Here is a 23684-nt window from a genome sequence, read left to right as displayed (position 1 = left end):
CGCCCGATCAACCGACGAGCCGGCTCGTCCGACAAGCGAATGTAAAGATGATAGACCCCGTCTCGCCCCAGCACCGGGCCCGGAAGCTCCAGCGGCTGCTGTCACCTGCCCGAAATCGAAACAAGCACCCCATAGGGCTCAATCGCCGCACTCGCACAAGAGGGCTCCGCTGACCACCACCCACAGCCACCGGCAGCCATGCCCCTCCCGAGAGATGCACTTACGGCCGGAGTCCAGCAGCTCGAAGTACATGCGGCTTCAAGCGGCCTACGAGCCAGTGATTCTCTGTTTCGTAATTCGGATGCGTGAAAAACAAGGTCCCTGTCTGTGGATTAACCGCCAGCAGTCGAGGTACGTCCGTCACTTCAAACAATACGCTTCCTCTCGGCGTGACTCCTGCCAGACTCCAGCGGGCCTTTCGGCGTTGAACATCCAACAAATCCTTATAAAGAATTAGAATGATTTTTCGGTTTAACCAGAAAACGCGCGTCAAAAGCGAGTGACTTTCTAAAAACTGAGTAAATGCTTCCAACGAGGCTATTGGCTTTTCAGGAATCGTTCGTCGAAAATGGCGTAAGGGCACTTCAATCGCTTCAATAAACCGGCCATTTAGATCAAAAAAATAAAGCCGGTTCAACAAAAGAAAAGTGGCTACAATACGATCACCCAGTACATCCGCATCAACTAAATGTGCCAATGAATGTATTACGCCACCATACTGGCCCGGAGAAATAGGATGAGGAAAAAAGCTTTTGGTAATCTTTCCCTTTTCTGGATCGAAAAAATGAAGCAACGGCTGAGCACCTCGCTGGGCTTTTCGCATGCCAATTAATAAAACTTCAGGCCCCGGTACATCCCGCACCGCATAGGTTCCTGATACGACAACCCGGGTATACCGCCGGATAAACTTTCCACGGGAATCAAATAACGAGAGATGCCCTCCAAAATCAGGGACCAGAATCCTACCGGATAAAAGGCGGACCGGCGCCCGAGGATGACGCAATCTACCCGGCGCCTCCCCGGGACCGCCAAAATATAAACGTAGATGACCTTCTTGCGTGTAAAGGCGCACCTGATGCTCCTGAACATCCGCTACCAGAAAGCCTCCTTCCGGATCTAAACTCACCTCAATAATTCCTGTAAATGTTTCTTCTGTCTCCTCAAGTTTGAGCGAGTCAACCCATAGGATTACATCCTCGATAGATTGTCCCAGGGAGGTAAGTGAATAAATCCAGATTATTATTAAAATTAAAAATATTCTACATGTATCTTTGAACATAATGATTATTGACTTTTTATTGAACAATGGCAATTCCACAATCAAAGCAGCATAACGGTCTTCCATAACAGGGAATAAGCCAGTTGCAGTAGATCTCTTTCCTTATCCAATCATAGTCCAAACTGGGACACTCTGCGGAGGTCCTTTCTTCAGAAACTGCCGGCACAATCCACGGCAGCAGGCTCAGGCCTACCGCCACCACCAGAAACAACGTCGCCAGCCGATCCTTCCAGCGTCTCATAGCTCACCTCCTTCTGGTTGGTTTTTGAGAACAGAAAGATCTTCGCGGAAATAAGCAGCCAACAACAGCCGCACCGACTCAACCCCCCGCACCGTGCGCAACGCCTCCGGCCCCAGCTCCCCCACCACCCGACCCTCCCGCCGCACCAGCGCCCGCGGCAACGCCAACGCCCCATAATGCCGCCCGTACCAACCCACCGAATCCCACCACACCGCGAACGGAAATCCCATCACCGCCGCATAGCGGCGTGCCAGCTCCCGGCTCCGGTCTTCCAGAATCCCCACCACCCGATAGCCCAGCGCCCGCGCCCCTTCGACCCAGAAGGCCGCCGTGCGCGCCACCGTCTGCCCACAGTCGTCCGGGCTGAAAAACAGCAGCACCTCGCCCGGGCGGTCAGTTGGTACTGGAGCTTTGGTCGGGGTCCAGACGGGCACGAACGCCTTGGACGGGAAGGGCACCTGCGGCAGGCGTCGCTGCGTTTGCCAGCCGTAGAGGCTCCAGCTTAGCGCGACAAGCAGCAAGCCCAGGCTGATTTTCCAGGCCGCCGACATGGCCGAAATGCTTCAAAGGGACCCGTACCTCGGCTTTGAGAAGCTGCTGTTAAGTTACACACACACAGGATTTGTCAAGTACCAGGTCCGAACTATAACCAGGAGACGCGTAGTTGGTCGGAGCGTGAGGGTTTGAAAGCGTGGCTTTTCAACAGGGCGATGGATTGATCCCGGCATCCCCTGCTGCGTCGGCCCGAGGCTGCCGCGTTGCAAACGTTTCCGAACCGTTCCGCACCTGGCCGTCTTGCCGTTGCCTCCGTATTGCCTGGTTAACCGGGTTGTCTTATCTTGGTTAACATGAAAGATGCAGCGTTGCTGGCCTATCTGAGCGAGACGTTCACGAGCGGCTCGGTCCTGGCCCAACGGCTGGGGCTCAGCCGCGTAGCGGTCTGGAAGCAGGCGCACCGGCTGCAGGCGGCCGGCTATCCGGTCGAAGTGGTCCAGGGGCAGGGTTACCGGTTACGTCCGGGCAGTCCCGCCCCGCACCTGCTGCACGCACGGCTTCAGGGGCGCTTTGGCCGGGCCTATCGCTACCTGGGGCGCACCACCAGCACGCAGGATGCGCTGCGGGCCTGGGCCGAAGCCGGTGCGCCAGAAGGCGCCGTCGTACTGGCCGAGCAGCAGACCCGTGGCCGGGGACGGCGCGGGCGTTCGTGGGTCAGCCCGCCCGGCGCTGGCCTGTACTTTTCGGTCCTGCTGCGCCCCCGGCTGCCGCTTACCGAACTGCTCCGGCTGTCGCTGGCCGCCGGGATAGCCCTGGCCGAAACAGCCGAAGTAGGCGGACTCAAATGGCCCAACGACCTGCTGGCGCCTGACGGACGCAAGCTGGCCGGTGTGCTGGTGGAAGCCGAGCTGCGAGGGGAAGAGGTGCGTTTTCTCCTGCTGGGCATTGGCCTGAACGTCCACGCGGCACCGCTCCCGCCAGAGGCGACCTACCTGGAGGCCTATCGGCCGGGTCTGCGGCGGGTGGACCTGCTGGCGAAGCTGCTGGCGCGCCTGGAGTACTGGTCCGAACGGCTGACGGACGCTGCTGCGATCTGCACGGCCTGGAGTCGCTACAGCTATACGCTCGGTCGCCCGGTCCGCATCGACACGCCCGCAGGCCTGGTCGAAGGCGTGGCCGAAGCCCTTGCCTCCTCCGGCGCCCTGCAGGTCCGGCTGGCCGACGGCACGCTGCGAACGATCTCGGCCGGCGACGTTGCCCTCCTATCCCCTGTTTCCGCCAACCATCCACCGAACCTACCTGCATAAACCATGGAAATTGCCTGGGATCAACTGGTTGCCGATGCACTCCAGGACCGTCCGCCTGCGCGGGAAGTGGCCCGCGCCCTGCTTCAGCTTCCCGACGAAGAAACGTTGCGGCTCGTCGAGGCTGCCTGGCGCGTGCGACGTCACTTTTTTGGCAACCGGGTCAAGGTCAACGTACTGCTGAACGCGCAGAGTGGCCTCTGCCCCGAGGATTGCCATTACTGCTCCCAGTCGCGCCTCTCAAAGGCGCCGATTCCGCGGTACCGCATGCTCTCGGTCGAAGAAATCCTTGCCCGGGCCCGTCAGGCCTACGCGGCCGGCGCGCAGCGCTTCTGCATCGTCACCTCGGGTCGGGGGCCGCACCGGCGCGAGCTGGAGACCGTCCTTGAAGCCACGCGCCGCATCAAAGCCGAACTGCCGCTGGAGATCTGCGCCTGCATGGGCATTCTGGACGAAACCCAGGCCCGCCTGCTCAAAGAAGCCGGCGTGGACGCCTACAACCACAACCTGAACACCAGCGCGCGCCACTACGAACGCATCTGCTCGACGCACACCTATGAAGACCGCGTGCGCACGGTACAGATCGCCCTCAAAGCCGGATTGCAAACCTGCACCGGCGTAATTCTCGGTATGGGTGAAACGGATGAAGACGTGCTCGATATGGCCTACGCGTTGCGAGAGGCCGGGGCCACGTCCATTCCGGTCAACTTTCTAATTCCCATCAAGGGCACCCCGCTGGGAGAAGGGCAGACCGTCCGCCATCTGACCCCCTGGGCCTGCCTGCGTTATCTCTCGGTGTTTCGCTTTGTGAATCCTCGCGCCGAGATCCGGGCTTCGGCGGGCCGCGAGCTGCACCTGCGCAGTCTCCAACCCCTGGCGCTTATGGTGGCCAACAGTCTCTTTCTGGGCGATTACCTGACCGAAAAAGGTCAGGCAGCGGAAGCCGACTGGCAGATGATCGAGGACCTGGGCTTTGTGCCCGAAACGCCGCAACCTGCCCGTTCCCATGCAGTGGCTCGCTCAACAGCTCCAGCAGCTTGAAGCAAAGGGCCTGCGCCGGCAGATTCGTCCCCTTTCCAGCGGGGGCCCCTACGTGGAACGCGAGGGGCGTCGTCTGCTGAACCTGGCCTCGAACGACTATCTGGGGCTGAGTACCGATCCCCGCCTGACGGCAGCTGCCCGCGAAGCGCTGGCGCGCTGGGGCATCGGGGCCGGTGCTGCCCGGCTGGTGGTGGGCGACCGGCCGGTACATGACGCCTTAGAAGTGGCCCTGGCTGCCCTGAAAGAAACCGAGGCGGCGCTGGTCTTTCCGAGCGGGTACGCGGCCAATGTCGGGGTGCTTTCGGCGCTGGCCGGCCCGCGCGACCAGATCTTTGCTGACGCGCTCAACCATGCCAGCCTGAACGATGGTGCGCGCCTGAGCCGCGCCCGCTTCCGCTACTACCGCCATCGTGATCTGGAGCAACTCGAACACCTGCTGCGCGGGCCAGGCCCGGGCCGCGGGGGCCGTCGGTTTATCGTAACCGACGCTATCTTCAGCATGGACGGCACGATAGCCCCTCTGGCAGAGCTGGCCGAGCTGGCCGAACGCTACGAAGCCCTGCTCATCGTGGACGACGCGCACGGCACGGGGGTCGTGGGCCCCGAAGGCCGGGGCACGGCCCATCATCTGGGCGTGGCTGGCCGGATTCCCGTCCAGGTGGCCACCCTATCGAAGGCGCTGGGCGTGCAGGGAGGTGCTGCCCTGGGCACTCGTTTGCTTATCGACTACCTGGTGCATCGTGCCCGGGCGTTTATCTACAGCACCGGACTGGCCCCTGTGCTGGCCGCTGCAGCCCTGGAAGCCGTCCGGCTGGTTCAGTCTGGCGAAGGCGCGCGCCGACGCCAGCGCCAGCAGGCGCATGTCGCGCGGCTGAAGGCCGGCCTCGAAGCCCGAGGCTACACCGTTCGGCACGAAGCGCCCGCGCCCATGCTGGCCGTACTGGTCGGGTCACCCGCGGCGGCGCTCCAACTGTCGGCCCACCTGGAGGCGCACGGCGTGCTGGCGCCGGCCATTCGTCCACCTACCGTCCCGCCCGGAACCAGCCGCATTCGTCTGGCCCCCATGGCCATCCATACCGATGACGACATCGAAGCCGCGCTGGCCGCTTTTCCGGAAGCAGATCAACTGAAACGCCATGCTGCCTGAGGTCTCATTTGCCGAACGTCCCCTGTCTCAGACACCTGCACCTGTTGACCTGCGCGCAGCGGTGCTGGGAGTTGGCGCCGCCCTTCCGGCCCGACGCGAGACAAGCGCCGAAACCGAACGTCGGCTGGGATTGCCGGCAGGCTGGATCGTCCGACGCACCGGCATCCGAGAGCGGCCGATGGTGCGTCCGGATGAAGCTACCAGTGATCTGGCCGTCCGGGCAGGCGCAGCGGCCCTGCAACAGGCCAATCTGCCCCCCGAGACCATCCGCCTGCTCCTGCTGGCCACGAGCACGCCCGACCATCTCCTTCCACCGACGGCGCCTATCGTGGCCCACCGGTTGGGGCTTACGCGCGCCGGCGCCATCGACCTGGCCGGCGCCTGCAGCGGCTTTCTGTATGCCCTGACGCTGGCCGACAGCTACGTGCGCCTGCAACAGACCCATGTGCTGGTCGTTGGGGCCAACGTGCTCAGCCGCCGCATTAACCCGAACGACCCCCGAACGTCTGCGCTTTTTGCGGACGGCGCCGGAGCCGTTGTACTGGGCCCTGTGCACGCCTCCCGGGGCATTGTGGCATCCTGGCTGGGCGCCGATGGGGCCAGTTGGCAGGACCTCTACATTCCGGCCGGCGGCAGCCGCCTCCCGTTGACTCCCGAACGCGTCGCCCGCGGCGAACACCTGATGCACCTGCAAAATGGCCCAGCCCTTTTCCGAAAAGCCGCCGCCGGCATGGCCGAAGCCGGCCGCCGCGTGCTTGCACAGGCCGGTCTGACGCTTGCCGACGTAGCCTGGTGGATCCCTCACCAGGCCAACCATCGCCTGATCGAAGAAGCCCGGCGGCAGCTCGGCATCCCGGCCAGCCGAACCATCAATGTCGTCGAACGCATCGGCAACAGCTCGGCCGCTACCATTCCGCTGGCACTGGCCCTCGAAGCTCACCGCTTTCAGCGCGGCGATCTCCTCCTGCTCACCGCCGTCGGCGCTGGACTGCTCTCGGCCGCGATCCTCCTTCAATGGTAAATCGCCGATTTACGATGATAGAGAAACCCAAGCCCAGTGACCTGCTCGACGCCCTGGATCCGGAAACGCTCGTTGCCTGGGACAAAGCCTACGTCTGGCATCCCTTTACGCCCATGAAGCAGTATCTGGCCAGCGATCCGGTCATCATCCGGCGCGGCCAGGGCATTAAGCTGGAAGACATTCACGGCAACTGGTACTACGACGGGACTTCGTCGATCTGGTTGAACGTGCACGGCCACAACGTGCCCGAGCTGAACGCCGCCATCGAAGCCCAGCTCCGGCGCGTGGCACACGCTACCCTGTTGGGGCAGGCGAACGTGCCGGCCGTGGTGCTGGCCAGACGGTTGATTGAGGTGGCCCCACCCGGTCTGCAGCGCGTTTTTTATTCCGACAGCGGCGCCACGGCCGTCGAGATAGCCCTGAAAATGGCCATCCAGTTCTGGGCCAATCAGGGGCAGCGCACAAAACGCTACGTGCTCGGCTTCACCAATAACTACCACGGCGACACGCTGGGCGCTGTGGGCGTGGCGCCAGACCCGCTCTTTCACTGGCCCTTTCTGGACCTGTTGCCCGGTCATCCACGCGTGCCGTATCCCTATCCGCACGACCGCCTTGCCGAAAGCCTGGAGGCAGTCGAACAGGTGTTGCAGCAGCGCGGGCATGAACTGGCAGCCGTGATCGTCGAACCGGTCGAAGGGGCCGGGGGCATCCTGCCGGCACCCCGAGGTTTTCTGCGGGAGCTGCGGGCGCTCTGCCACCGCTACAATGTGCTGCTGATCGTCGATGAGGTAGCTACGGGCTTTGGCCGCACCGGACGGCTCTTTGCCTGTGAAGCCGAAGGCATCACGCCCGATCTGCTCTGCCTGGGCAAAGGGCTCACCGGCGGGTATCTGCCGCTGGCCGCTACGCTCACCACCGAACAGGTATTCGAGGCGTTTCTGGGAGAAGTGGAGGAACGCAAGACGTTTTTCCACGGCCATTCCTACACCGGTAATCCGCTGGGGTGCGCTGTAGCGCTGGCCAGCCTGGAGCTGCTCCTCCAGCTGATTCCTTCGCTTCCGGACAAAATCGAACGTTTGCGCACCGGACTGGCGCCGCTACAGGCGCATCCTTTTGTGGCCGAGGTACGCCAGGCAGGCTTCATGGTGGGGATTGAAATCGTAGCCGACCGCTCCACCCGCACTCCCTTCCCCTATGGGGCCCAGGTCGGCTTCATCGTAGCCCGGCACGCCCGGCGCCGAGGGATGCTTGTACGTCCCATTGGCTCCGTCCTGATCTTCATGCCACCGCTGGCTGCCACCGAAGCAGAGCTGGATGAGATGACCGCGATCCTGCACGCGGCCTTTGAGGATGCACTCCCTGAGCTGGAATCGCTGGCACAGACGCTTTTGTAGAAACCATGAACGGATTACTCATTACTGGCACGGACACGGGCGTTGGCAAAACGGTAGTAGGCGCCGGTCTGGCCCGGTTGCTGCGCGACGCTGGCTATCAGGTAGGCGTGCTTAAACCAGTCGAAACAGGCTGGGAGGGATCGCCGGACGACTGGCCGCCGGACGCCCGTATGCTGGCCGAAGGGGCCCGGGTGAACGATCCGCCTGCACAGGTAGTCCCGTGCGTCTACGCCGAACCCCTGGCCCCGCTGGTGGCTGCGCGACGAGCAGGCCGCCCCGTGGACCTCGACCGCATCGAAGCGGCCTGGCAACGCCTGCAGAACCGCGACTGGGTTCTTGTCGAAACGGCCGGCGGGTTGTCGGTTCCGCTGACCGAACACCTGGACTATGCCGGTCTGGCCGCCCGCTGGAGGCTGCCCGTGCTGGTGGTTGCGCGTCCGGGACTGGGCACGCTCAACCATACCTTTCTGACCGTGCACTATGCCCGGAGCCAGGGCCTGCCGGTGGTGGGCGTGGTGCTCTGCGGCTATCCTGAGCATCCCGATGTGGCTACCCGGACCAACCCGGCTATGATCGAGGAGCTGTGTCATGTGCCCGTGCTGGGCCGTATTCCGCGTCGGCCGGCTATCCGCTCGGCCGACGAGGCCGCCTCGGCCGTGGCGGAAGGGATGACGCTCGACGCGCTGCTTACGCGTTACCGAACGCTACAACAGCGTATCGCCCACAATTGAGGAGACAGCGCGCGTAACCTTGCAGATACCTGTTCGTATCCCACGAAAAGCGCTTTCTAAGCTGCCAACCAACCATGCGACGCCTGGCCCTCCTGGGAGCCCTGCTATTGCTCCCGCAAGTGGCACTGACTCAGACGCCGACCGACTGGCTGCGGCTGCTGTTCACGCGAGATACCCTTGCCACCGAATGGTTCACGCCGCAGTTTCTGGAGCAGGTTTCAGCCCAACAGGTAGCCCGGATCGTTGCGCAGCTCAAGCAACAGCATGGATCCCTGTTGAGCGTTACGGGACATGGCCTCGAATACAAAGTGATCCTTGAACGGGCGCAGATTCCTACCCGGATTGTACTGGACGCTCAGGGGCGTATTGCCGGCCTCTTTTTCGGTCCGCCGGTGCCTCAGATCGTCAGCCTTGAAGCCCTGCTGGATTCTCTTCGGCAACTTCCCGGGACCGTCAGTCTGTTTGTGCAGAAGAACGGCCAGCCATTGCTGACCCTCCGAGCCGATACACCGCTAGCGGTCGGCTCCGCCTTCAAGCTGGCGGTTTTGCGGGCACTCCGAGAGGCGATCGAAGCCGGGCACCACCGATGGGACGACGTGGTTCGCCTGCGTCCCGAATGGAAAAGCCTGCCTTCGGGTTTTCTGCATACCTGGCCTGACGAGGCGCCCCTGACGCTGCACACGCTGGCAGCCTTGATGATCTCGCGCAGCGACAACACAGCCACCGACGCGTTGATTCATCTGCTGGGCCGCCCGGCCATTGAAGCCTACAGTCCCCGCAACCGGCCCTTCCTGACGACCCGCGAAGCCTTTTTGCTGAAGAATCCGGCCAACCAGGCCTGGGCGCGCCGATTTCTGGCGGCCGACACGGCAGATCGCCGCATGCTGCTGCCTCAACTGCAGTCCCTTCCCCTGCCGGACGAAGCCCTGTTTGCCGGTGGTCCCGTCCTGCTGGAAGTCGAGTGGTTCTTCACCACCCGCGAACTCTGTGAGCTGATAGCGACCGTTTACGATCTGCCCCTTACCCAAATCAATCCTGGACTGGCTCGCCGTGAAGACTGGCAGCTTGTTGCCTATAAAGGCGGCTCGGAGCCCGGCGTGCTGAACTTCACCACGTACCTGATTGACCATCAGAATCAGCACTATTGCGTCAGTGCTACCTGGAACCATTCGGAGCGTCTGGACCGCGCGCGCTTTATCGGACTGTATCAGCGACTGCTCCAACAGCTACGTTCCCATCCCTGAAGCAATCCGGGTCGGCTCAGCGCTGCGCCTAACCCGATAACGCCCGACCAGCCAGCAATCCGACTTGCCTGACAATTGAATTGTGTGTCGCTTCCGCTAATACCTGTTCCGGCCGCGCTGAAAACGCTTTTCTGAAAAGTTTCAGCGTTCGACTCCCTGTTCGGGAAGCATTTCTGCGACGCGTCGTTTAGCTTAACGATATCCAGGAACGCTCTCTGGACCAACCATGCTATTTGCCACCACATCGCCTGCCGAAAAACGGCGTGCCCTGCGCGAAGCGCTCCAGCGTGGACGATTGCTCCGTTTCCCCGGAGCGTTCTCGCCCCTGGTAGCCATGCTGATCGAGCGGCTGGGGTTTGATGGTGTTTATATTTCCGGTGCCGTGCTATCGGCCGATCTGGGATTGCCGGACGTGGGGCTTACCACGTTGACCGAAGTAGCCGGGCGAAGTCGCCAGATTGCCCGCGTCACCCGGCTGCCGGCCATTGTGGACATCGACACCGGTTTTGGCGAGGTGCTGAACGTTGCCCGCACTGTGCAGGAACTGGAAGAAATGGGGCTGGCCGGCTGTCACCTGGAGGATCAGGTCAACCCCAAACGATGCGGCCACCTGGACCACAAGGCGTTGGTCCCTGTCGAAGAAATGGAGCGTAAGGTGCGGGCGGCGGTGCAGGCCCGGCGCGACCCGAACTTTCTGATCATTGCGCGCACGGATGCCCGGGGCGTTGAAGGGCTGGAGGCCGCCATTGAACGCGCCCGGGCTTATGTAGCGGCAGGTGCCGACATGATCTTTCCGGAGGCGCTTCAGTCTGCCGAGGAGTTTGCAGCCTTCCGAAAGGCCCTGCCCGACGTGCCGCTGCTGGCCAACATGACTGAGTTTGGCAAATCGCCCCTGCTTTCGGCCGAGCAGTTGCAAGCGCTGGGCTACAATCTGGTGATCTATCCAGTCACCGGGCTGCGACTGGCCATGAAAGCCGTCGAGGACGGCCTGCGGCACCTGCTGGAGGCAGGTACCCAGCAAGCTCTGCTCGACCGCATGCAAACCCGCAAAGAACTCTACGAACTGCTGCAATACGAACGCTATACGGTCTTTGACCAGAACGTGTACAATTTCCGTCTGGAAGACGCACCCTCCGACCATCACTAACCGCAGCAAACCTATGGCTGAAACAACCGAAGTAAAGAAAGGGCTGGCAGGCGTTGTGGCCGACGAGTCGGCCATTTCGAACGTTATTCCAGAAAAGCGAGCCCTCTACTACCGAGGCTATCCGGTGCATGAGCTGGCCGAGCAATGCCGCTTTGAAGAGGTGGCCTACCTGCTGCTCTACGGCGAGCTGCCCACGCGCGCCCAACTTGAGGCTTTCGAGCAAGAGGAACGCCGCCAGCGCGAACTGGATGAGACGGTCCACCACCTGCTGCGCCTGATTCACACGGATGCCGCGCCGATGGATGTGCTCCGCACGGCCGTTAGTCTGATCGGCGCAAATGATCCGGAAGCGACCGGTGCGGACCTCGACACGATCCGACGTAAGGCTATTGGTCTGTTGGCCAAACTGCCCACCATTGTGGCTGCCGACCGCCGCCGCCGACATGGGCTGGATTTCATTCCTCCCCGCGAAGACCTGACCTTTGCCGAAAACTTCTTTCACATGTACTTCGGCGAGGTGCCGGATCCCGAGGTAGTCAAGGCCTTCGATGTTTCGTTGATCCTGTATGCCGAACATAGCTTCAACGCTTCCACGTTCACGGCCCGCGTGATCACGTCGACGCTCTCGGACTACTACAGCGCGATCACGGGCGCTATCGGCGCGCTCAAAGGCCCACTGCACGGCGGAGCGAACGAAGAAGTTATGCGCATGCTCAAACCGTTCCGCTCGCCTGACGAAGCGCGGCAATGGGTGCAGGACGCCCTGGCCCGCAAGCAGAAGATCATGGGCTTCGGGCACCGGGTCTACCGCTACGGCGACTCCCGCGTGCCCATCATGGAACGCTATACGCGTCGGCTGGCCGAACGCCTGGGCTATCAGGAACTGATGGCCATCTACGATGCCATCCAGGAAGTCGTCGTCCAGCAAAAGGGAATCCATCCGAACCTGGATTATCCGACCGGCCCGGCCTATTACATGATGGGCTTCGACATTGAGACGTACACGCCCATTTTCGTGATAAGCCGCATCACGGGCTGGTCGGCGCACGTGATGGAGCAGCTGGCCGACAACCGGATCATCCGGCCACTGAGCCGCTACGTGGGTCCGCCCGAGCGATCGGTTCCCCCGCTGGATGCACGAGGATAGGGGGCCGGTACACCTTTTCGTGTTCGTTGCAATACGGATAACGTCTCGCTCAAAACCGCCTCATGAAGGCGGTGTGGTTTTTCCTTACAGCAGGCACGCTCCGGAGAGAAAACCGCGCGCGGTCCGCCCACAAGTCCTTCCCCGCAGGGCTTTCTTCTGTTTCCCCCTCCCCTCCGGGGAGGGGGCAGGGGGAGGGGCCAACCTACCTGCCATGCCGACCCGGCCGCCAAGCCCTCTCCAACGATAACACCGCCTCCCAACAAACACCCCCTCAGCCCTCCGGGCTGCTCCCCCTCAAGGGGGAGCAGGTTCTTTTGTCTCCCCCTGCCAGACGCGCTATTGAACAGCACCGGCAGCCGCACCGAACCCCTACAGACTGCCAGAGCTTTCTTCTATTTTTTCCCCTCCCCAGAGGGGAGGGGGAAGGGGCCCAAACCCATGGAGACAAATTCTGGACTTGACAATCAAACCTTTGTTTTATTTAATATTATCCAAACCACGGCGACGTGGTGACCCTCTCCGTCACCAGCCGTTCTCGGTTGACTCGGAAGCCCTTTTCTCCCCAACCGAAAACGGAAGAAGCCATGAGACGCACACGGCTTACCCCCCCTTCTACTCCTGGGACTCTGGCTGGCGCTGAGCCCGGCGATGCTGCTGGGACAACCGATTACGCTATTTGAGGAGCCGGCCGTGTCGGTGGAGGCGCTGGGCACCCAGGCCCAACAACGCTGGCAGGTGTTGCAACGGCTGCCGATGGCGGTGCACCTGCAACTGGTGCGGCTGCCCGAAGAGCTCTGGCGTTATCGTTCCTTTACGCTGGCGGTGAACGCGGCGGGTCGGTTGGTGCCGGGCCGGGGCCAGGGCCTTGGCACATTGACGGTGCGGCGTGGGGAACTTTCGGTGCTTTCGGAGGAGGCGGTGGCCTGGAACGGGCGGATCTATGTGGGGGCGGACACCTCGGCAGTGGTGGGCGAGGTGTCGCTGGTGGTGTTGCGGACGGGTGCGGTGACGGGCCACGTGTTGTTGGGGGATTGGGAGTACTGGGTACGGCCGCTGGGGGGTGGGTTGCACGCTTTGGTGACGATCGACCCGCGGAAGTATCCGCGGGAGCGGCCGGCAAGTCCGTATTACGACGGGGGCGGTGTTTTTCGTGAGGCGGGCGTGAGCAATGCGGTGGGTTGGGGGCAGCCTGAGCAACCCGTGGAGCAAGCGAGGCAGGCGTCGGCGGCGGGAAGGTGCGTCCAGGAGGGTGCCGCGGTGGCGCGTGCGATGGATCAGGATCGATGCAGTCCGGAGGTGGTGCGGGTGTTGGTGCTGTACACGCCGAAGGCGGCGCAGGGTCGGGACATCGATGGGATCATCTACGCGGCCCTCAACGATGCGAACCAGGCTTATCGCAACAGCGCCATCAACAACCTCGAACTTCGCCTGGCTCATAAGCAACTGTTTAATTTTGAGGTAATGGGATATTATCCCGAAGATGATGTCAAAGCTCTTTCGCAGGATTCTCAGGCGCGGCTGTTGCGGGATCAGTATCAGGCCGACGTGGTGGTGTTGTTGATTGACTCGGATACCTTGTGGTGGGGGCAGGGTGTGTATGGATCGGTTGCGGACGAGTCGATTCCGCATGGGAGTTCGGGCGAGGCGGTGGTCAACGCGAGCCAGGTGAACCAGTACGCCTATGCGATTGTGCAGGTCGATTATGCCAGCGCAGGGCGTTACACGTTTGTCCATGAGCTTGGCCACATTCAGGGGGCGCAGCATCACCCGGCCGATGGGATTGACCCGCAGGGCATTCCCTATGCGCGAGGCCATCGGTTTTCGGCGTACAGTTGCGCGCCGGACTGTCGCACGCGCTACTATGCTACGGTCATGGCCTACACGCCCTGGCCGTATGTGCGCATCAAGCAATTTTCGGATCCGAACGTGACCTACCAGGGGGTGGCCACAGGGCAGCCGGACCGGCACAATGCGCGCGTATTGCGGGAGACAGCCGACATGGTGGCCGACTTTCGGTACTCGAACGATCTACGGGCGCGTTTTACCTACTCGTCGGCCAGTTTTCCGTTTGCGGGTCTTTATACGTTTGTGGCCATGCCCTGCGGTGGGGTAGCGCCTTTGAGCTACCAGTGGCGCAGCTGCTCGAGTCCGTTCAGTTGCGGTCCGGTGCTGAGCACGGGCGAGACGTTCACGACTTACCTGGAGGCTGGATCGCACTACATTCGGTTGACGGTGCAGAGCAGCGACGGGCAGGAGCACACGGTCACGCAGGAGGTGTATGTGCTGGATCCGGGATGTGAGGATGAGCTGGGGGGCTTTTGCAAGCGGGCTTTGGAGGATTCGGTGCGGGTGGTGCGGGGTCGGTTGCCGGAGGCGGTGGTGTTGGCGGAGGTGTATCCGAACCCGGCGCAGGATCAGGTGGTGGTGCGTTTTGGGTTGCCGGCGGCGCAGGAGGTGGAGCTCAGGGTGTATGATGTGCTGGGCCGGGAGGTGGTGCGTCGGCGGTTGGGTCGCATGGAGGCGGGCTGGCACCGGGAGGTGTTGTCGACGGGCCACTGGTCGGCGGGTCGTTATGTGGTGGTGTTGCGGGCTGGTGGTCGCACGTTGACGCAGTCGATCACGCGGGTTCGGTAGGTAGGGGCTGCGGAGGAGCCGGCGTGGGTTCCTCCGCGCTCGGTTTCGTCTGTTCTGAAGCCAAAGCTGAAGGAAGCGATGCGGAAGGGTTGGTTGCTGGTCGTGGTGATGGTTGGGGGGTGTAGCTTGCTGGAGGCGCAAAGTCCGGAGGATTTGCGCTGTCGCCGGCCGGAGCTGGTGGTGCCGCCGGAGGGACCTGTGCCCTATGCGTTCATCTGTCTGGACGGTCGGCCCTGGCGGCCAGATTCGGTGCTCGGCTTTATGTTCGACGCCGACAAGCGCTATATCTATCTTGGAACCAACTTTATTTTAAGCAATCCCACTGCCGATCTTCCCTTCTATGAAGCCCGACTCAGACTTGACCTCTACGAAAAACCCCTACAGACCACCACGATTTATTATCTGTTCAATTCCAACCCTTTTGAACGGGAGAAAGTGACGAATGGTGAACTACCAGAAATTTTTCTGGGACGTTCAGGAAGTTTAAGCGAGATCGATGGGGATTTAGGGATCAGTTCGTACTGGATTGCGCGGGAGGATTCGTTGCGGAGCTGGGTGCGCTTCAGCCGGATCGACACGGTGCAGACCGAGCCGTTTCTGCTGGTGTTTTACGAGGGGCGGTTTGAGATGGTGCTTTCGCCGTTTCACCGTTCCATTCGGAGTCGGTATCCGGACGCGAAGTTGCATTTTCAGGGGCGGTTTCGGGTGCCGGCCGTGACGTGGAACTATTTCCGTCGCTGCTGGCGGGAACGCAACTGCCTGCGCGTAGAGGTGCGCACCCTTTAGAACCTCCGGGAGATATCGGTCGGTGGGGGTGCCGCCATTCGTGCAGCCGTTTTTCTGAGAGAGAAAATGCCGCCTAAAAAGCCCGATCGTCCGGGCGATCGGGCTTTTTTAGGCGGGGTAGCATTTATTCAGGAGGCCGCCGACGGAGCGGCATCAGAGGCCGGTAGGCTGACCGATATCGGGATGAACAGGGCCAGTCCAATGGCGTAGACCCAGTGGCGCACCAGCGAGATCACGGCAAACAGGGTGCCCATCGGTCCGTTTACGCCGGCAATGCCCATCCCCAGCAGGGGAGCCATAAACAGCCACACCCCCAGCACGGTCTCAACGGTGATGTACGTCAGGGCCCGCATCCACTTTGAACCCCAGAGAAACGGAGCTACGGCTGCATAGATCACGGCCAGCACGATTCCGTTCAGGTAATGGGCCAGTACGCCGAAAAAGAGGGGCAGGCCTAGCTTTCCGGCCAGCAGGGCTGGAATGTCCCACCATGCGGGGTTGCCCATTATGGCGGAGACCATCAGTCCGAACACATCGAAAAACAGGGTGCCGGTTACTCCGGCCAGCAACGCACGCTTAATCGGGAAAGCTTTCATGGTGATCTCCTGTTAGATGGAGGGTGCTGCTACCGTTGTCGAACGCGCGATTCGGTTGGCTTTTAGTCCGTTTGCATACGGTCTGCCTGACGACAGGAGCGTCCGTGCCACAGATTTTTGATCGGCGTTGCCTGTATGTAACAGGAAGCGGGAAAACGTTACAGGCGCGTGATGCGGATGAGCGTAATGCGGTTTTGAGCTGCTTTTAGAATGGTAAAGCGGTAGCCATCCAGCTCGAACTCTTCCTGAGGGGCCGGGATCGTTCCCAGTTTTTCGAGTAGATAGCCGGCCACCGTGTCGTAGTCACCTTCTGGCAGTTTCAGACCGGCTTCCTGCAGTTCTTCGATTTCCACCCGTCCACTGACCAGCCAGGTACGGTCGTCGAGCCGTCGCAGCAGGTATTCTTCATCTCGGTCCACATCAAATTCGTCCTGAATATCTCCGATAAGTTCTTCCAGCAAGTCTTCCTGCGTGACGAGCCCGGCCGTTCCCCCATACTCATCAATGACGATAGCAATCGACGTGTTGGTTTGCAAAAATTCTTTTAGCAGCGCATGCGCGGGTTTCGACTCTGGAACAAAGCGTACTGGCCGAATCATCTGGGTCAGCGATTGCGGCTGACGAAACAGATCATAGGCAAAGACGACCCCGACGATCTGATCGATATGCTCCCGGTAGACAGGCAGGCGAGAGTAGCCGCTTTCGATAAAGCGCTGGCGTAGCGTTTCAAGGTCGGCCTGTTCTTCGATGGCTACGATGTCGGTGCGGGGCACCATGCAGTCCCGCACGCGCAGTTTCTCAAAGGCCAATGCATTGGCCAGCAATCGGCTTTCCGTCTCGTCCAGGTCCCGTGCAGGCGCTGTTTCCGTTTCGGCGGCCTGCACTTGCCAGGACAGTTCCCGCTGCATGAAGGCGGCAACTGTGTCGGTTTCTATAGTCAGTCGATGCGCCAGCCGCTCAGAAACAGCCTGGGCGGGCCGCACCAGTGGCCACAGCAGGTAAGAAGCAATGCGCAGCAGCGCTGCACCCGGTTGCACCAGGCGATTGGCCTGTTCTCGAGCGACCGCGGCAGGCACCAGCAATCCCCCCAGGTAAAAAGCGAAGCCCCCACCGAGTACCAGCAGCAACACTTGTCCCCAGACTACTCCTGGGGGCGAGAAGGCGTTGTCTGCAGACAGCAGCGGCCTACTGAGCCCGAGTGCCAGCAGCACCTGCGCCAGTGTCAGGCCGGCCAGGGTGGTTGTCAGCGGCCGGGCGGGTGCGGCCAGCAAAGCCTGCGCCAGGCGAGCTGTCCGGATCCCCTGTCGGGCCAGCACTTCCAGCCGGAGCCGGTTCGCTGCCACCAGGGCAGCTTCGGCTCCGGCCACCAGCATAGCCAGCACAAAGGCTCCGGTCAATAGCAGCACCGTCATCAACGTCCCTTGAAGGAAGGTTTGCGCCGATTCAGAAACGCGTCTACCCCTTCCTGGAAGTCTTCGGTACCGCAGGCCTGCCCGAACAGTGCAGCTTCCAGACGCAGTCCCTGTCGGAGGGGCAGGTCGCTCTGGCGCAAGGCTTCAAGCGCCAGCGCGACCGCCACCGGAGCCTTGGCCGTGATTTTGCGGAGCAGCTCCCGTGTGGCTTCCAGCAGATGCTCGATAGGCACCACGCGATTTACGAGTCCTATTTCAAAGGCCCGGCGGGCGCTAATGCGCTCTCCGGTTAGAATCAGCTCGGTAGCCAGTCCGCGTCCGACCAGGCGCGGCAGGCGTTGCGTGCCTCCGTAGCCCGGAATCAATCCTAAATTTACTTCTGGCTGCCCGAACACGGCGTGGTCGGCTGCTACGCGAAGATGACAGGCGATGGCCAGCTCGCAGCCGCCCCCCAGAGCATAGCCATTCACGGCTGCGACGACCGGTTTGGGCATCTCCTCAATTCGATTAAAAACCGCCTGTCCATACAACGCAAAGCGGTGGCCGCTATAGGCATCAAGTTCTTTGAACTGCTGAATGTCGGCGCCTGCACAAAAGCTCTTTTCGCCAGCGCCCGTAATGATAACCCCCTTTACTGCTTCGTCCTGCCGGGCCTGCCGCATGCACCAATCCAGCTCGGCCAACACCTGGCGGTTCAGCGCGTTGTGCTTATCGGGACGGTTAATGGTAACCAGCGCGATTCCGTCGCTGTCCACTTCGTAGCGGACGGTTTGCAACGCTGTCGTTTCGGTACTCATGGAGGCTCTGGCGTTTGGTTGCCGATTGTTTTTTTCAGACTCAGGCCAACGGATGCGTCCCCGGCAGGGTTTCAGGCTTCCGGGGTCGTGCGCGCTGACGGACGTCAGGAACGCTGCCGCTGGCGCCGAATGGCTTCCGGTTCGGTCTTTTCAGAGGATTCCGGCAACTCGGATTCCATGCGGGGTGGTTCCAGCTCAGTTGTTGAAAGTTCGCCCAGCAAGGCCGATGGTGAGGCAAAGACATCTTCAATTTCGGCCACGGCCGCTTCGGTTTCTTCCACTTCGCTAAGGAGCGTATCAAGCTGAAAGGTAATTTCTTCGGGGTTGCGCAGCGTCAGCGACTGCTCGTGGATGTAGCGTATCACATCATCGATGGTGTCCAACTGCGCCTCAATGATTTCCAGATTTTCCCGCACTTTTTTGATGCGTCCAAGCCGTTGCTCCAGGATGCGCCGGCGGCGTTCTTTGATGGCGCGCACTCGAGGCGTGTCGTCAGCCATGTCTTCCTGCAGGGCCTGCAGCGCTTCGACCAGCTCGTCCTCGGAAGTCTGCGTCAGATAAAACTCATAGCGCTCTTTCTGATAAAGCAGATTCAGGTAAGAGCGGAGCAGCTCATCAATCTTCTGAAGATGGCTTTCGAGCAGGCCCTGGGAAGCGTAGCTGAGTTTTTGATAGTTAGCGCGGATCTGTTTTTCCAGATTGCGAAGTCGCACGTAACGGCGCTGGCTGCTTCGGCTCAGCCACTGAAACAGTTCTTTCTGGGAGGGAGGGCGGGCATGTTCAGCTGCGCGGCGCGCCCGCACGGCGCGCCGGAATCGCTCCTGGCGCGGCATAATACCCAGGTAGAGCAATTCCAGCGCGGCTGTAAAGAGCAGTACGGCGTCGAACAGCCAGGGGGGATTATCCGTAAAGCTAATGCCCAGGGCGGTGATCAGGGCCGCGATCAGGAACGTGAGGTTCCAGGGATGTAGAAAGGCTTCGCGCGTGTAATTGATCGGTCGGTCGTTCATGCCCGTGGTTTCCATCACGATCCAGGAGGGCGGAGCCGTCCCAGTGTCTTTTCGGGGCGCTCTTTGCTTTGTGGAGACGAATCGGGTGCGGCTGAAGTTTCGGTTTCCTCGCGGAGCTGACGCAGCAGCTCCTGAGCCCGACGGCGAGTCTGCACAGGATCCACCTCTTCCGCAGACGGAGGCACGCGTCCAGCAAGCGCTAATTCCAACCGAGCCTCCTGGTAGGCCGTCTCCAGCGCCAAGCGCGCCAGGGCCTCATCGTGCGCTGTCAGCGTCTTCTCCGTCTGGCGTTCCAGGCGCGCCAGCGCCTCGTCAATAGCACGCCGGCGCCGAAGCATTCGCACGGCCTGCTTTAACTGACGCAACGCGCGCAGGTGTTCTTTTTCTGCCTCTTTAAGCCGCTGATAGTCTTCCGGATGCATATTTGAGCCCGTCTGGTCTGCTGCGCTCCTGGCGACAACGCCCAGCAGGCTGCCCGACGCACCAGCTGCCTCCCTGTTGTTTCAGGATTGCTTCATCGGGTGCGGTTGAAATCAACGCGTGCGCTGGCGGCCGATGGTTTTTGTCTCTTCCGTTTCACGGGCCTGCTCCGTTGCTTTCTGCTCTGACGCCTGCGCTGGAGCTTCCAGTGCCGGCTTCTGTTCGGGCTCCAGCAGTCCCATTTCCAGTTTGAACTGGCGCACCAGCTCGGCTGCTCGAAGCGCTTCGGCATCTGCCTCAATTTTCAGGGCATCGGCATCGACACTATCCAGCGCCAGTTCCAGGCGTGCTTCGCTCCGGGCCGTCTCTTCGCGCAGGCGCTGCACCATTTCCTCGTGCGTCTGGTCCAGGCCCCCTACTTCAAACTGCTCCAGCGCATCGGCCACCCGGGCCTGCCACTTGGCTCGCTCATGCGCCCGTAAGGCTTCTTTTGCTTCCTGGATTTTCCGTTCCTTCTCCCGAAGGAACGCCTGCTTTACCTGAAGCGCTTTTTCGTACGCTGCCTCGGCATACTGCAGTTGTTCTCGGGTGCGCGCTAGCGTTTCACGGGCTTTCTGGAGCTGGATGGCGTACTGCTGGGCAATATCGTCGCGGCCCGCTTGAATCGCCGCTTTAATGCGCGCCACCAGCCGTTCAATTTCCTGCTCGTTGCGCCGCACCTCTTTCTGGAGCAGCAGTACGTTCGCCTTTACCGTGGCAATATTCTCATTCATCTTCGGGATCTGATCGTTCAGCTCCCGAATGTTCTGCTCCAGAATGAGTCGAGGATCTTCGAGCGCAGCGATGGCTCCCCCGAAGATTGAGCGGATCCACCGTTTAAATCGGGCCCAGAGCGACATAGCATCGGGTCATTTTTAGTGAAAAAATCCTGTTTCTGTTCATTTTACCCCGTTAGTGGGGCCGGGTGCCCGCTTGATTACCGAGCGGGCACCCGGTCTGTTTACGCTGTTTTATTCGGAAAGGGAGGCTAGCAGGTTGCCTTCGGTGTCAATCAGATACACCGGTCCCAGACCGAGCTGGCGGATTTCCGCTTCGATCCGGCTGCGGTCGCCCACCACAACCCACACCAGCCGATCTGGATGGAGGATTTCGCGTGCGGCTGCGTTGACCTCGTCAAGGGTAAGGGCTTGAACCGCTTCCGGATAGGTCCGCCAGTAGTCCAGCGGCCATCCAAACTGCACCACATAGCTCAGGTCATTGAGGATGGCGTTAGCGGTCTCCCAGCGGCCGGGCAGCCGGAGCGTCAGGTTGCGCTGCGCCTTGTCCAGTTCTTCCGGCGTGATAGGTTTCTGGCCACTGACGATCCCATCCAGCTCCTTTTTGATCTCCAGCATAGCAGACGCCGTCTTATCAGTTTGCACAGGTGCATAGACGATAAACGGCCGCGGTCCCCGGGCGCTCATCAGCAGCGTTCGAGCGCCATACGACCATCCTTTATCCTCGCGCAGATTCATGTTGATGCGCGAGGTAAAGGCGCCACCCAGCACCCGGTTCATCACTTTGATGGCCAGTTCGCGCGGATTGGCCTCCGGCGGCGCGACATGTCCGGCAAAAATGATAGACTGCTCCGATCCTGGTCGGTCGATCAGATATACCACTGCCTGTTCCTTGTGCGGCACGTCCTGGATATTTTTTTCCGGGACTTCGCCTGGCTTCCAGTCGGCAAACAGGCGCTCCAGCCGGGGCAACAGTTCATCCATGGTAATGGCCCCTACCACGATCAGCGTGGCATGGTTTGGCTTGAACCAGGTCTGGTGAAAGCGCACCAGATCGTCGCGCGTAATCTGCTGGACCGATTCCAGCGTGCCTGACCCCGTAAGCGGCAAGCCGTAGGCGTGGCCTTCTCCATAAAGCAGACGGGGAAAGACGCGCAGGGCCATTTGCAGCGGCGAAACCTGCTCGCGCTGAATGGCGATGAGCTGTTGCTGCTTGAGTCGCTGGAAATCAGCCTCTGGAAAAGCGGGGCGCAGCACGACGTCGGCGAACAGCTCCAGCGAAGGATCCAGCCGGTCCCGAAGCGTCGAAAAATAGACGGTAGAGACATCCAGATCGGAGCCGGTTCCCAGCCGAGCCCCTAAACGATCCAGTTCGTCGCTGATCTCCAGGGCAGTCCGGCTGGTGGTACCCTCGTCCAGCATATTCATGGCAAGCGTGGCCGTACCGGGCCGAGCGAACTGGTCGGCTGCATAGCCAGCATCCAGAATGAGCTGGAAATTGACCACCGGTACGGCATGCCGCTCGACAAGCAGTACCTTCAGGCCATTCGACAGCGTAGCCTGCTGGACTTCAGGAAAAGACACTTCCGGGGGTGGACCGACCGGCGGCAATTGGGAGCGGTCCACATCCTCCCCGCTTGCCTGGAGTTTTGGATAAGGGTGCACTTCTAATACAAAGACGCCATCGCTCAGCCACTTGCGGGCGGCCTCCAGCACCTGCTGGGGGGTAGCCTGCTGCATGCGCCGCAGCGTTACCTTGTAGAGCCCGGGATCCCCACCGTACACCTCATACTGCGCCAGGATGTCGCTTTTGCCGCCAAAGCCCCCGATGCGTTCGACGCCGCGCACAAAACCCGCAATGAAATCGGCCTTCACCCGTTCCAGCTCGTCGGCGGTAGGTCCTTCCTGCAGAAAGCGCGTCAGCTCTTCATCGATCGCCTGCTCTACCTGCGCCAGGGGCACGCCAGGCCTGGCTGAGGCAATGATCATAAACTGACTGCCAATTTCCCCGGTGAAAACAAAGGCCCGGACGTCCGTGGCTATTTGGTCGGTATAGACAAGGCGGCGATACAGACGCGACGTTTTGCCGCTGGCAAGCACATCGGCCGCCAGATCCAGATAATCCCGTTCTGGATGGCCCCATTCTGGCACGTTCCATACCTTGTAGATTCGGGCCTGCGGCACGCGGTCTTCCATCCGCATGCGCTGCTCTCCGGTACGCTTGGCTACCCAGGTCCGTGGCTTGGCCAACGGCGGTCCGGGTGGAATCGCGCCAAAGTACTTTTTAACCTTTTCCAGCGCCGTCTGGGGATCAATGGCCCCGGCAATCACGATGGTGGCATTGTTAGGGCCGTAGTAGGTCTTGAACCACTCATGGACATCCTCCAGCGTGGCTGCTTCCAGGTCTTCCATGTATCCAATTACCGGCCACGAATAGGGATGCCCTTCCGGATACGTGTGCTTTGCAATAATATTCCAGACTTTGCCGTACGGTTGGTTTTCACCCTGGCGTTTCTCATTCTGCACCACGCCGCGCTGCTCGTCGAGCTTCGCCTGGTCAATAGCGCCGAGCAGGTGGCCCATACGGTCCGACTCCAGCCAGAGCACCAGATCGAGCGCGTTAACCGGTACGGTCTGGAAGTAGTTTGTTCGGTCACGGTTGGTCGTACCATTCAGGTCGGTAGCGCCCACGCGTTCCAGCGCCTGAAACCAATCATCGTTGAAGTGCTCCGAACCGTTGAACATCAGGTGCTCGAACAGATGCGCAAAGCCCGTGCGCCCGGGCTTTTCGTTCTTCGAGCCGACATGATACCAGATGTTCACGGCGACAATAGGCGCCTTGTAGTCTTCGCTGACAATGAGCGTCAGACCATTATCGAGCACAAACTTTTTATAGGGAATCTCGACAGGCAGCGTGGACGTGTCGGCGGGGGTCTGTCCGACGGCCGGCTGCATGCCCAACAAGAGAAGCATGCCGGCCAGGAGCAGTTGCAACGCCTTCATGGCTGAATCTCCGGTCTGGTTCTGGGAGGATGATCGGTTTACGGAAAAGCAGACGCTCG

At 61.0% G+C, this 23684-nt stretch carries 20 protein-coding genes; 11 read left to right on the top strand and 9 right to left on the bottom strand.

Annotation, left to right across the window (positions count from 1 at the left end; genetic code table 11):
• Window positions 1-220: 220 nt before the first annotated feature.
• The gene (locus BUA15_RS13420; protein WP_072715458.1) at window positions 221-1345 is read right to left on the bottom strand and encodes an NHL repeat-containing protein; all 1125 of its coding nucleotides are present in this window, start codon (window positions 1343-1345) and stop codon (window positions 221-223) included.
• 171 nt (window positions 1346-1516) lie between these two features.
• The gene (locus tag BUA15_RS13415) at window positions 1517-2071 is read right to left on the bottom strand and encodes a hypothetical protein (protein WP_072716504.1); all 555 of its coding nucleotides are present in this window, start codon (window positions 2069-2071) and stop codon (window positions 1517-1519) included.
• A gap of 297 nt (window positions 2072-2368) precedes the next feature.
• On the opposite strand from BUA15_RS13415, the gene BUA15_RS13410 reads away from it, so the two are divergent.
• The 11 genes from BUA15_RS13410 (at window position 2369) to BUA15_RS13360 (ending at window position 15611) form a co-directional block, all read left to right on the top strand.
• Window positions 2369-3322, top strand: coding sequence for a biotin--[acetyl-CoA-carboxylase] ligase (locus BUA15_RS13410; RefSeq protein WP_072716503.1), 954 nt, complete (start codon window positions 2369-2371; stop codon window positions 3320-3322).
• Between the two features lie 3 nt (window positions 3323-3325).
• Window positions 3326-4360: a biotin synthase BioB gene (gene bioB / locus BUA15_RS13405; protein ID WP_072716502.1), complete on the top strand. Its 1035-nt coding sequence runs from the start codon at window positions 3326-3328 to the stop codon at window positions 4358-4360.
• Complete coding sequence (bioF, locus tag BUA15_RS13400) at window positions 4326-5507, top strand: 8-amino-7-oxononanoate synthase (RefSeq protein ID WP_072716501.1); 1182 nt, start codon at window positions 4326-4328, stop codon at window positions 5505-5507. Before bioB ends, bioF begins: the two co-directional genes overlap by 35 nt.
• Window positions 5497-6528, top strand: coding sequence for a 3-oxoacyl-ACP synthase III family protein (locus BUA15_RS13395; protein WP_072716500.1), 1032 nt, complete (start codon window positions 5497-5499; stop codon window positions 6526-6528). The genes bioF and BUA15_RS13395 overlap by 11 nt, the downstream gene beginning before the upstream one ends.
• 14 nt (window positions 6529-6542) lie before the next feature.
• Window positions 6543-7922: an adenosylmethionine--8-amino-7-oxononanoate transaminase gene (gene bioA, locus BUA15_RS13390; protein WP_072716499.1), complete on the top strand. Its 1380-nt coding sequence runs from the start codon at window positions 6543-6545 to the stop codon at window positions 7920-7922.
• A gap of 5 nt (window positions 7923-7927) precedes the next feature.
• Window positions 7928-8653: a dethiobiotin synthase gene (gene bioD / locus BUA15_RS13385; RefSeq protein ID WP_072716498.1), complete on the top strand. Its 726-nt coding sequence runs from the start codon at window positions 7928-7930 to the stop codon at window positions 8651-8653.
• A 74-nt stretch (window positions 8654-8727) separates the two neighbouring features.
• Window positions 8728-9897 (top strand): serine hydrolase, encoded by a 1170-nt coding sequence (locus tag BUA15_RS13380; RefSeq protein ID WP_072716497.1) that lies wholly within the window; start codon window positions 8728-8730, stop codon window positions 9895-9897.
• Between the two features lie 226 nt (window positions 9898-10123).
• Window positions 10124-11044 carry a methylisocitrate lyase gene (gene prpB / locus BUA15_RS13375; RefSeq protein WP_072716496.1) on the top strand — a complete coding sequence of 307 codons (921 nt, stop codon included), beginning with the start codon at window positions 10124-10126 and terminating at the stop codon, window positions 11042-11044.
• 13 nt (window positions 11045-11057) lie between these two features.
• A complete protein-coding gene (locus BUA15_RS13370; protein ID WP_072716495.1) occupies window positions 11058-12191 on the top strand; it encodes a bifunctional 2-methylcitrate synthase/citrate synthase in 1134 nt (377 codons plus the stop codon).
• Between the two features lie 648 nt (window positions 12192-12839).
• Window positions 12840-14825, top strand: coding sequence for a M12 family metallo-peptidase (locus BUA15_RS13935; RefSeq protein ID WP_072716494.1), 1986 nt, complete (start codon window positions 12840-12842; stop codon window positions 14823-14825).
• Window positions 14826-14903: 78 nt separating this feature from the next.
• Window positions 14904-15611 (top strand): hypothetical protein, encoded by a 708-nt coding sequence (locus BUA15_RS13360; protein ID WP_072716493.1) that lies wholly within the window; start codon window positions 14904-14906, stop codon window positions 15609-15611.
• 128 nt (window positions 15612-15739) lie between these two features.
• Here BUA15_RS13360 and BUA15_RS13355 read toward each other — a convergent pair whose 3' ends face one another.
• The 7 genes from BUA15_RS13355 to BUA15_RS13325 form a co-directional block, all read right to left on the bottom strand.
• On the bottom strand, window positions 15740-16207 hold the full coding sequence (locus tag BUA15_RS13355; RefSeq protein ID WP_072716492.1) for a DUF2938 family protein: 468 nt from the start codon (window positions 16205-16207) through the stop codon (window positions 15740-15742).
• A gap of 158 nt (window positions 16208-16365) precedes the next feature.
• Window positions 16366-17619, bottom strand: a complete 1254-nt coding sequence (locus tag BUA15_RS13350) for a hemolysin family protein (RefSeq protein ID WP_072716491.1) — start codon at window positions 17617-17619, stop codon at window positions 16366-16368.
• A complete protein-coding gene (locus BUA15_RS13345) occupies window positions 17619-18416 on the bottom strand; it encodes an enoyl-CoA hydratase/isomerase family protein (RefSeq protein WP_072716490.1) in 798 nt (265 codons plus the stop codon). Before BUA15_RS13345 ends, BUA15_RS13350 begins: the two co-directional genes overlap by 1 nt.
• Before the next feature lie 104 nt (window positions 18417-18520).
• On the bottom strand, window positions 18521-19426 hold the full coding sequence (locus BUA15_RS13340; RefSeq protein ID WP_245772056.1) for a hypothetical protein: 906 nt from the start codon (window positions 19424-19426) through the stop codon (window positions 18521-18523).
• Window positions 19427-19440: 14 nt separating this feature from the next.
• Window positions 19441-19848, bottom strand: a complete 408-nt coding sequence (locus tag BUA15_RS13335) for a hypothetical protein (RefSeq protein WP_072716488.1) — start codon at window positions 19846-19848, stop codon at window positions 19441-19443.
• Between the two features lie 111 nt (window positions 19849-19959).
• Complete coding sequence (locus BUA15_RS13330; RefSeq protein WP_072716487.1) at window positions 19960-20745, bottom strand: PspA/IM30 family protein; 786 nt, start codon at window positions 20743-20745, stop codon at window positions 19960-19962.
• Between the two features lie 111 nt (window positions 20746-20856).
• Window positions 20857-23625: a M16 family metallopeptidase gene (locus BUA15_RS13325; protein WP_072716486.1), complete on the bottom strand. Its 2769-nt coding sequence runs from the start codon at window positions 23623-23625 to the stop codon at window positions 20857-20859.
• Between the last annotated feature and the right edge of the window lie 59 nt (window positions 23626-23684).

Origin of the sequence: Rhodothermus profundi (assembly GCF_900142415.1) — a bacterium.
Lineage (GTDB): Bacteria > Bacteroidota > Rhodothermia > Rhodothermales > Rhodothermaceae > Rhodothermus > Rhodothermus profundi.
Note: the sequence above shows the minus strand (reverse complement) of the source record. Positions and strands in the feature narration are given on the sequence as shown.

Coding starts and splice junctions, on each gene's coding strand:
- BUA15_RS13420 (WP_072715458.1), bottom strand. CDS start 1,345: ATGGAAGACCGTTATGCTGCTTTGATTGTGGAATTGCCATTGTTCAAT.
- BUA15_RS13415 (WP_072716504.1), bottom strand. CDS start 2,071: ATGTCGGCGGCCTGGAAAATCAGCCTGGGCTTGCTGCTTGTCGCGCTA.
- BUA15_RS13410 (WP_072716503.1), top strand. CDS start 2,369: ATGAAAGATGCAGCGTTGCTGGCCTATCTGAGCGAGACGTTCACGAGC.
- bioB (WP_072716502.1), top strand. CDS start 3,326: ATGGAAATTGCCTGGGATCAACTGGTTGCCGATGCACTCCAGGACCGT.
- bioF (WP_072716501.1), top strand. CDS start 4,326: ATGCAGTGGCTCGCTCAACAGCTCCAGCAGCTTGAAGCAAAGGGCCTG.
- BUA15_RS13395 (WP_072716500.1), top strand. CDS start 5,497: ATGCTGCCTGAGGTCTCATTTGCCGAACGTCCCCTGTCTCAGACACCT.
- bioA (WP_072716499.1), top strand. CDS start 6,543: ATGATAGAGAAACCCAAGCCCAGTGACCTGCTCGACGCCCTGGATCCG.
- bioD (WP_072716498.1), top strand. CDS start 7,928: ATGAACGGATTACTCATTACTGGCACGGACACGGGCGTTGGCAAAACG.
- BUA15_RS13380 (WP_072716497.1), top strand. CDS start 8,728: ATGCGACGCCTGGCCCTCCTGGGAGCCCTGCTATTGCTCCCGCAAGTG.
- prpB (WP_072716496.1), top strand. CDS start 10,124: ATGCTATTTGCCACCACATCGCCTGCCGAAAAACGGCGTGCCCTGCGC.
- BUA15_RS13370 (WP_072716495.1), top strand. CDS start 11,058: ATGGCTGAAACAACCGAAGTAAAGAAAGGGCTGGCAGGCGTTGTGGCC.
- BUA15_RS13935 (WP_072716494.1), top strand. CDS start 12,840: ATGCTGCTGGGACAACCGATTACGCTATTTGAGGAGCCGGCCGTGTCG.
- BUA15_RS13360 (WP_072716493.1), top strand. CDS start 14,904: ATGCGGAAGGGTTGGTTGCTGGTCGTGGTGATGGTTGGGGGGTGTAGC.
- BUA15_RS13355 (WP_072716492.1), bottom strand. CDS start 16,207: ATGAAAGCTTTCCCGATTAAGCGTGCGTTGCTGGCCGGAGTAACCGGC.
- BUA15_RS13350 (WP_072716491.1), bottom strand. CDS start 17,619: ATGACGGTGCTGCTATTGACCGGAGCCTTTGTGCTGGCTATGCTGGTG.
- BUA15_RS13345 (WP_072716490.1), bottom strand. CDS start 18,416: ATGAGTACCGAAACGACAGCGTTGCAAACCGTCCGCTACGAAGTGGAC.
- BUA15_RS13340 (WP_245772056.1), bottom strand. CDS start 19,426: ATGAACGACCGACCGATCAATTACACGCGCGAAGCCTTTCTACATCCC.
- BUA15_RS13335 (WP_072716488.1), bottom strand. CDS start 19,848: ATGCATCCGGAAGACTATCAGCGGCTTAAAGAGGCAGAAAAAGAACAC.
- BUA15_RS13330 (WP_072716487.1), bottom strand. CDS start 20,745: ATGTCGCTCTGGGCCCGATTTAAACGGTGGATCCGCTCAATCTTCGGG.
- BUA15_RS13325 (WP_072716486.1), bottom strand. CDS start 23,625: ATGAAGGCGTTGCAACTGCTCCTGGCCGGCATGCTTCTCTTGTTGGGC.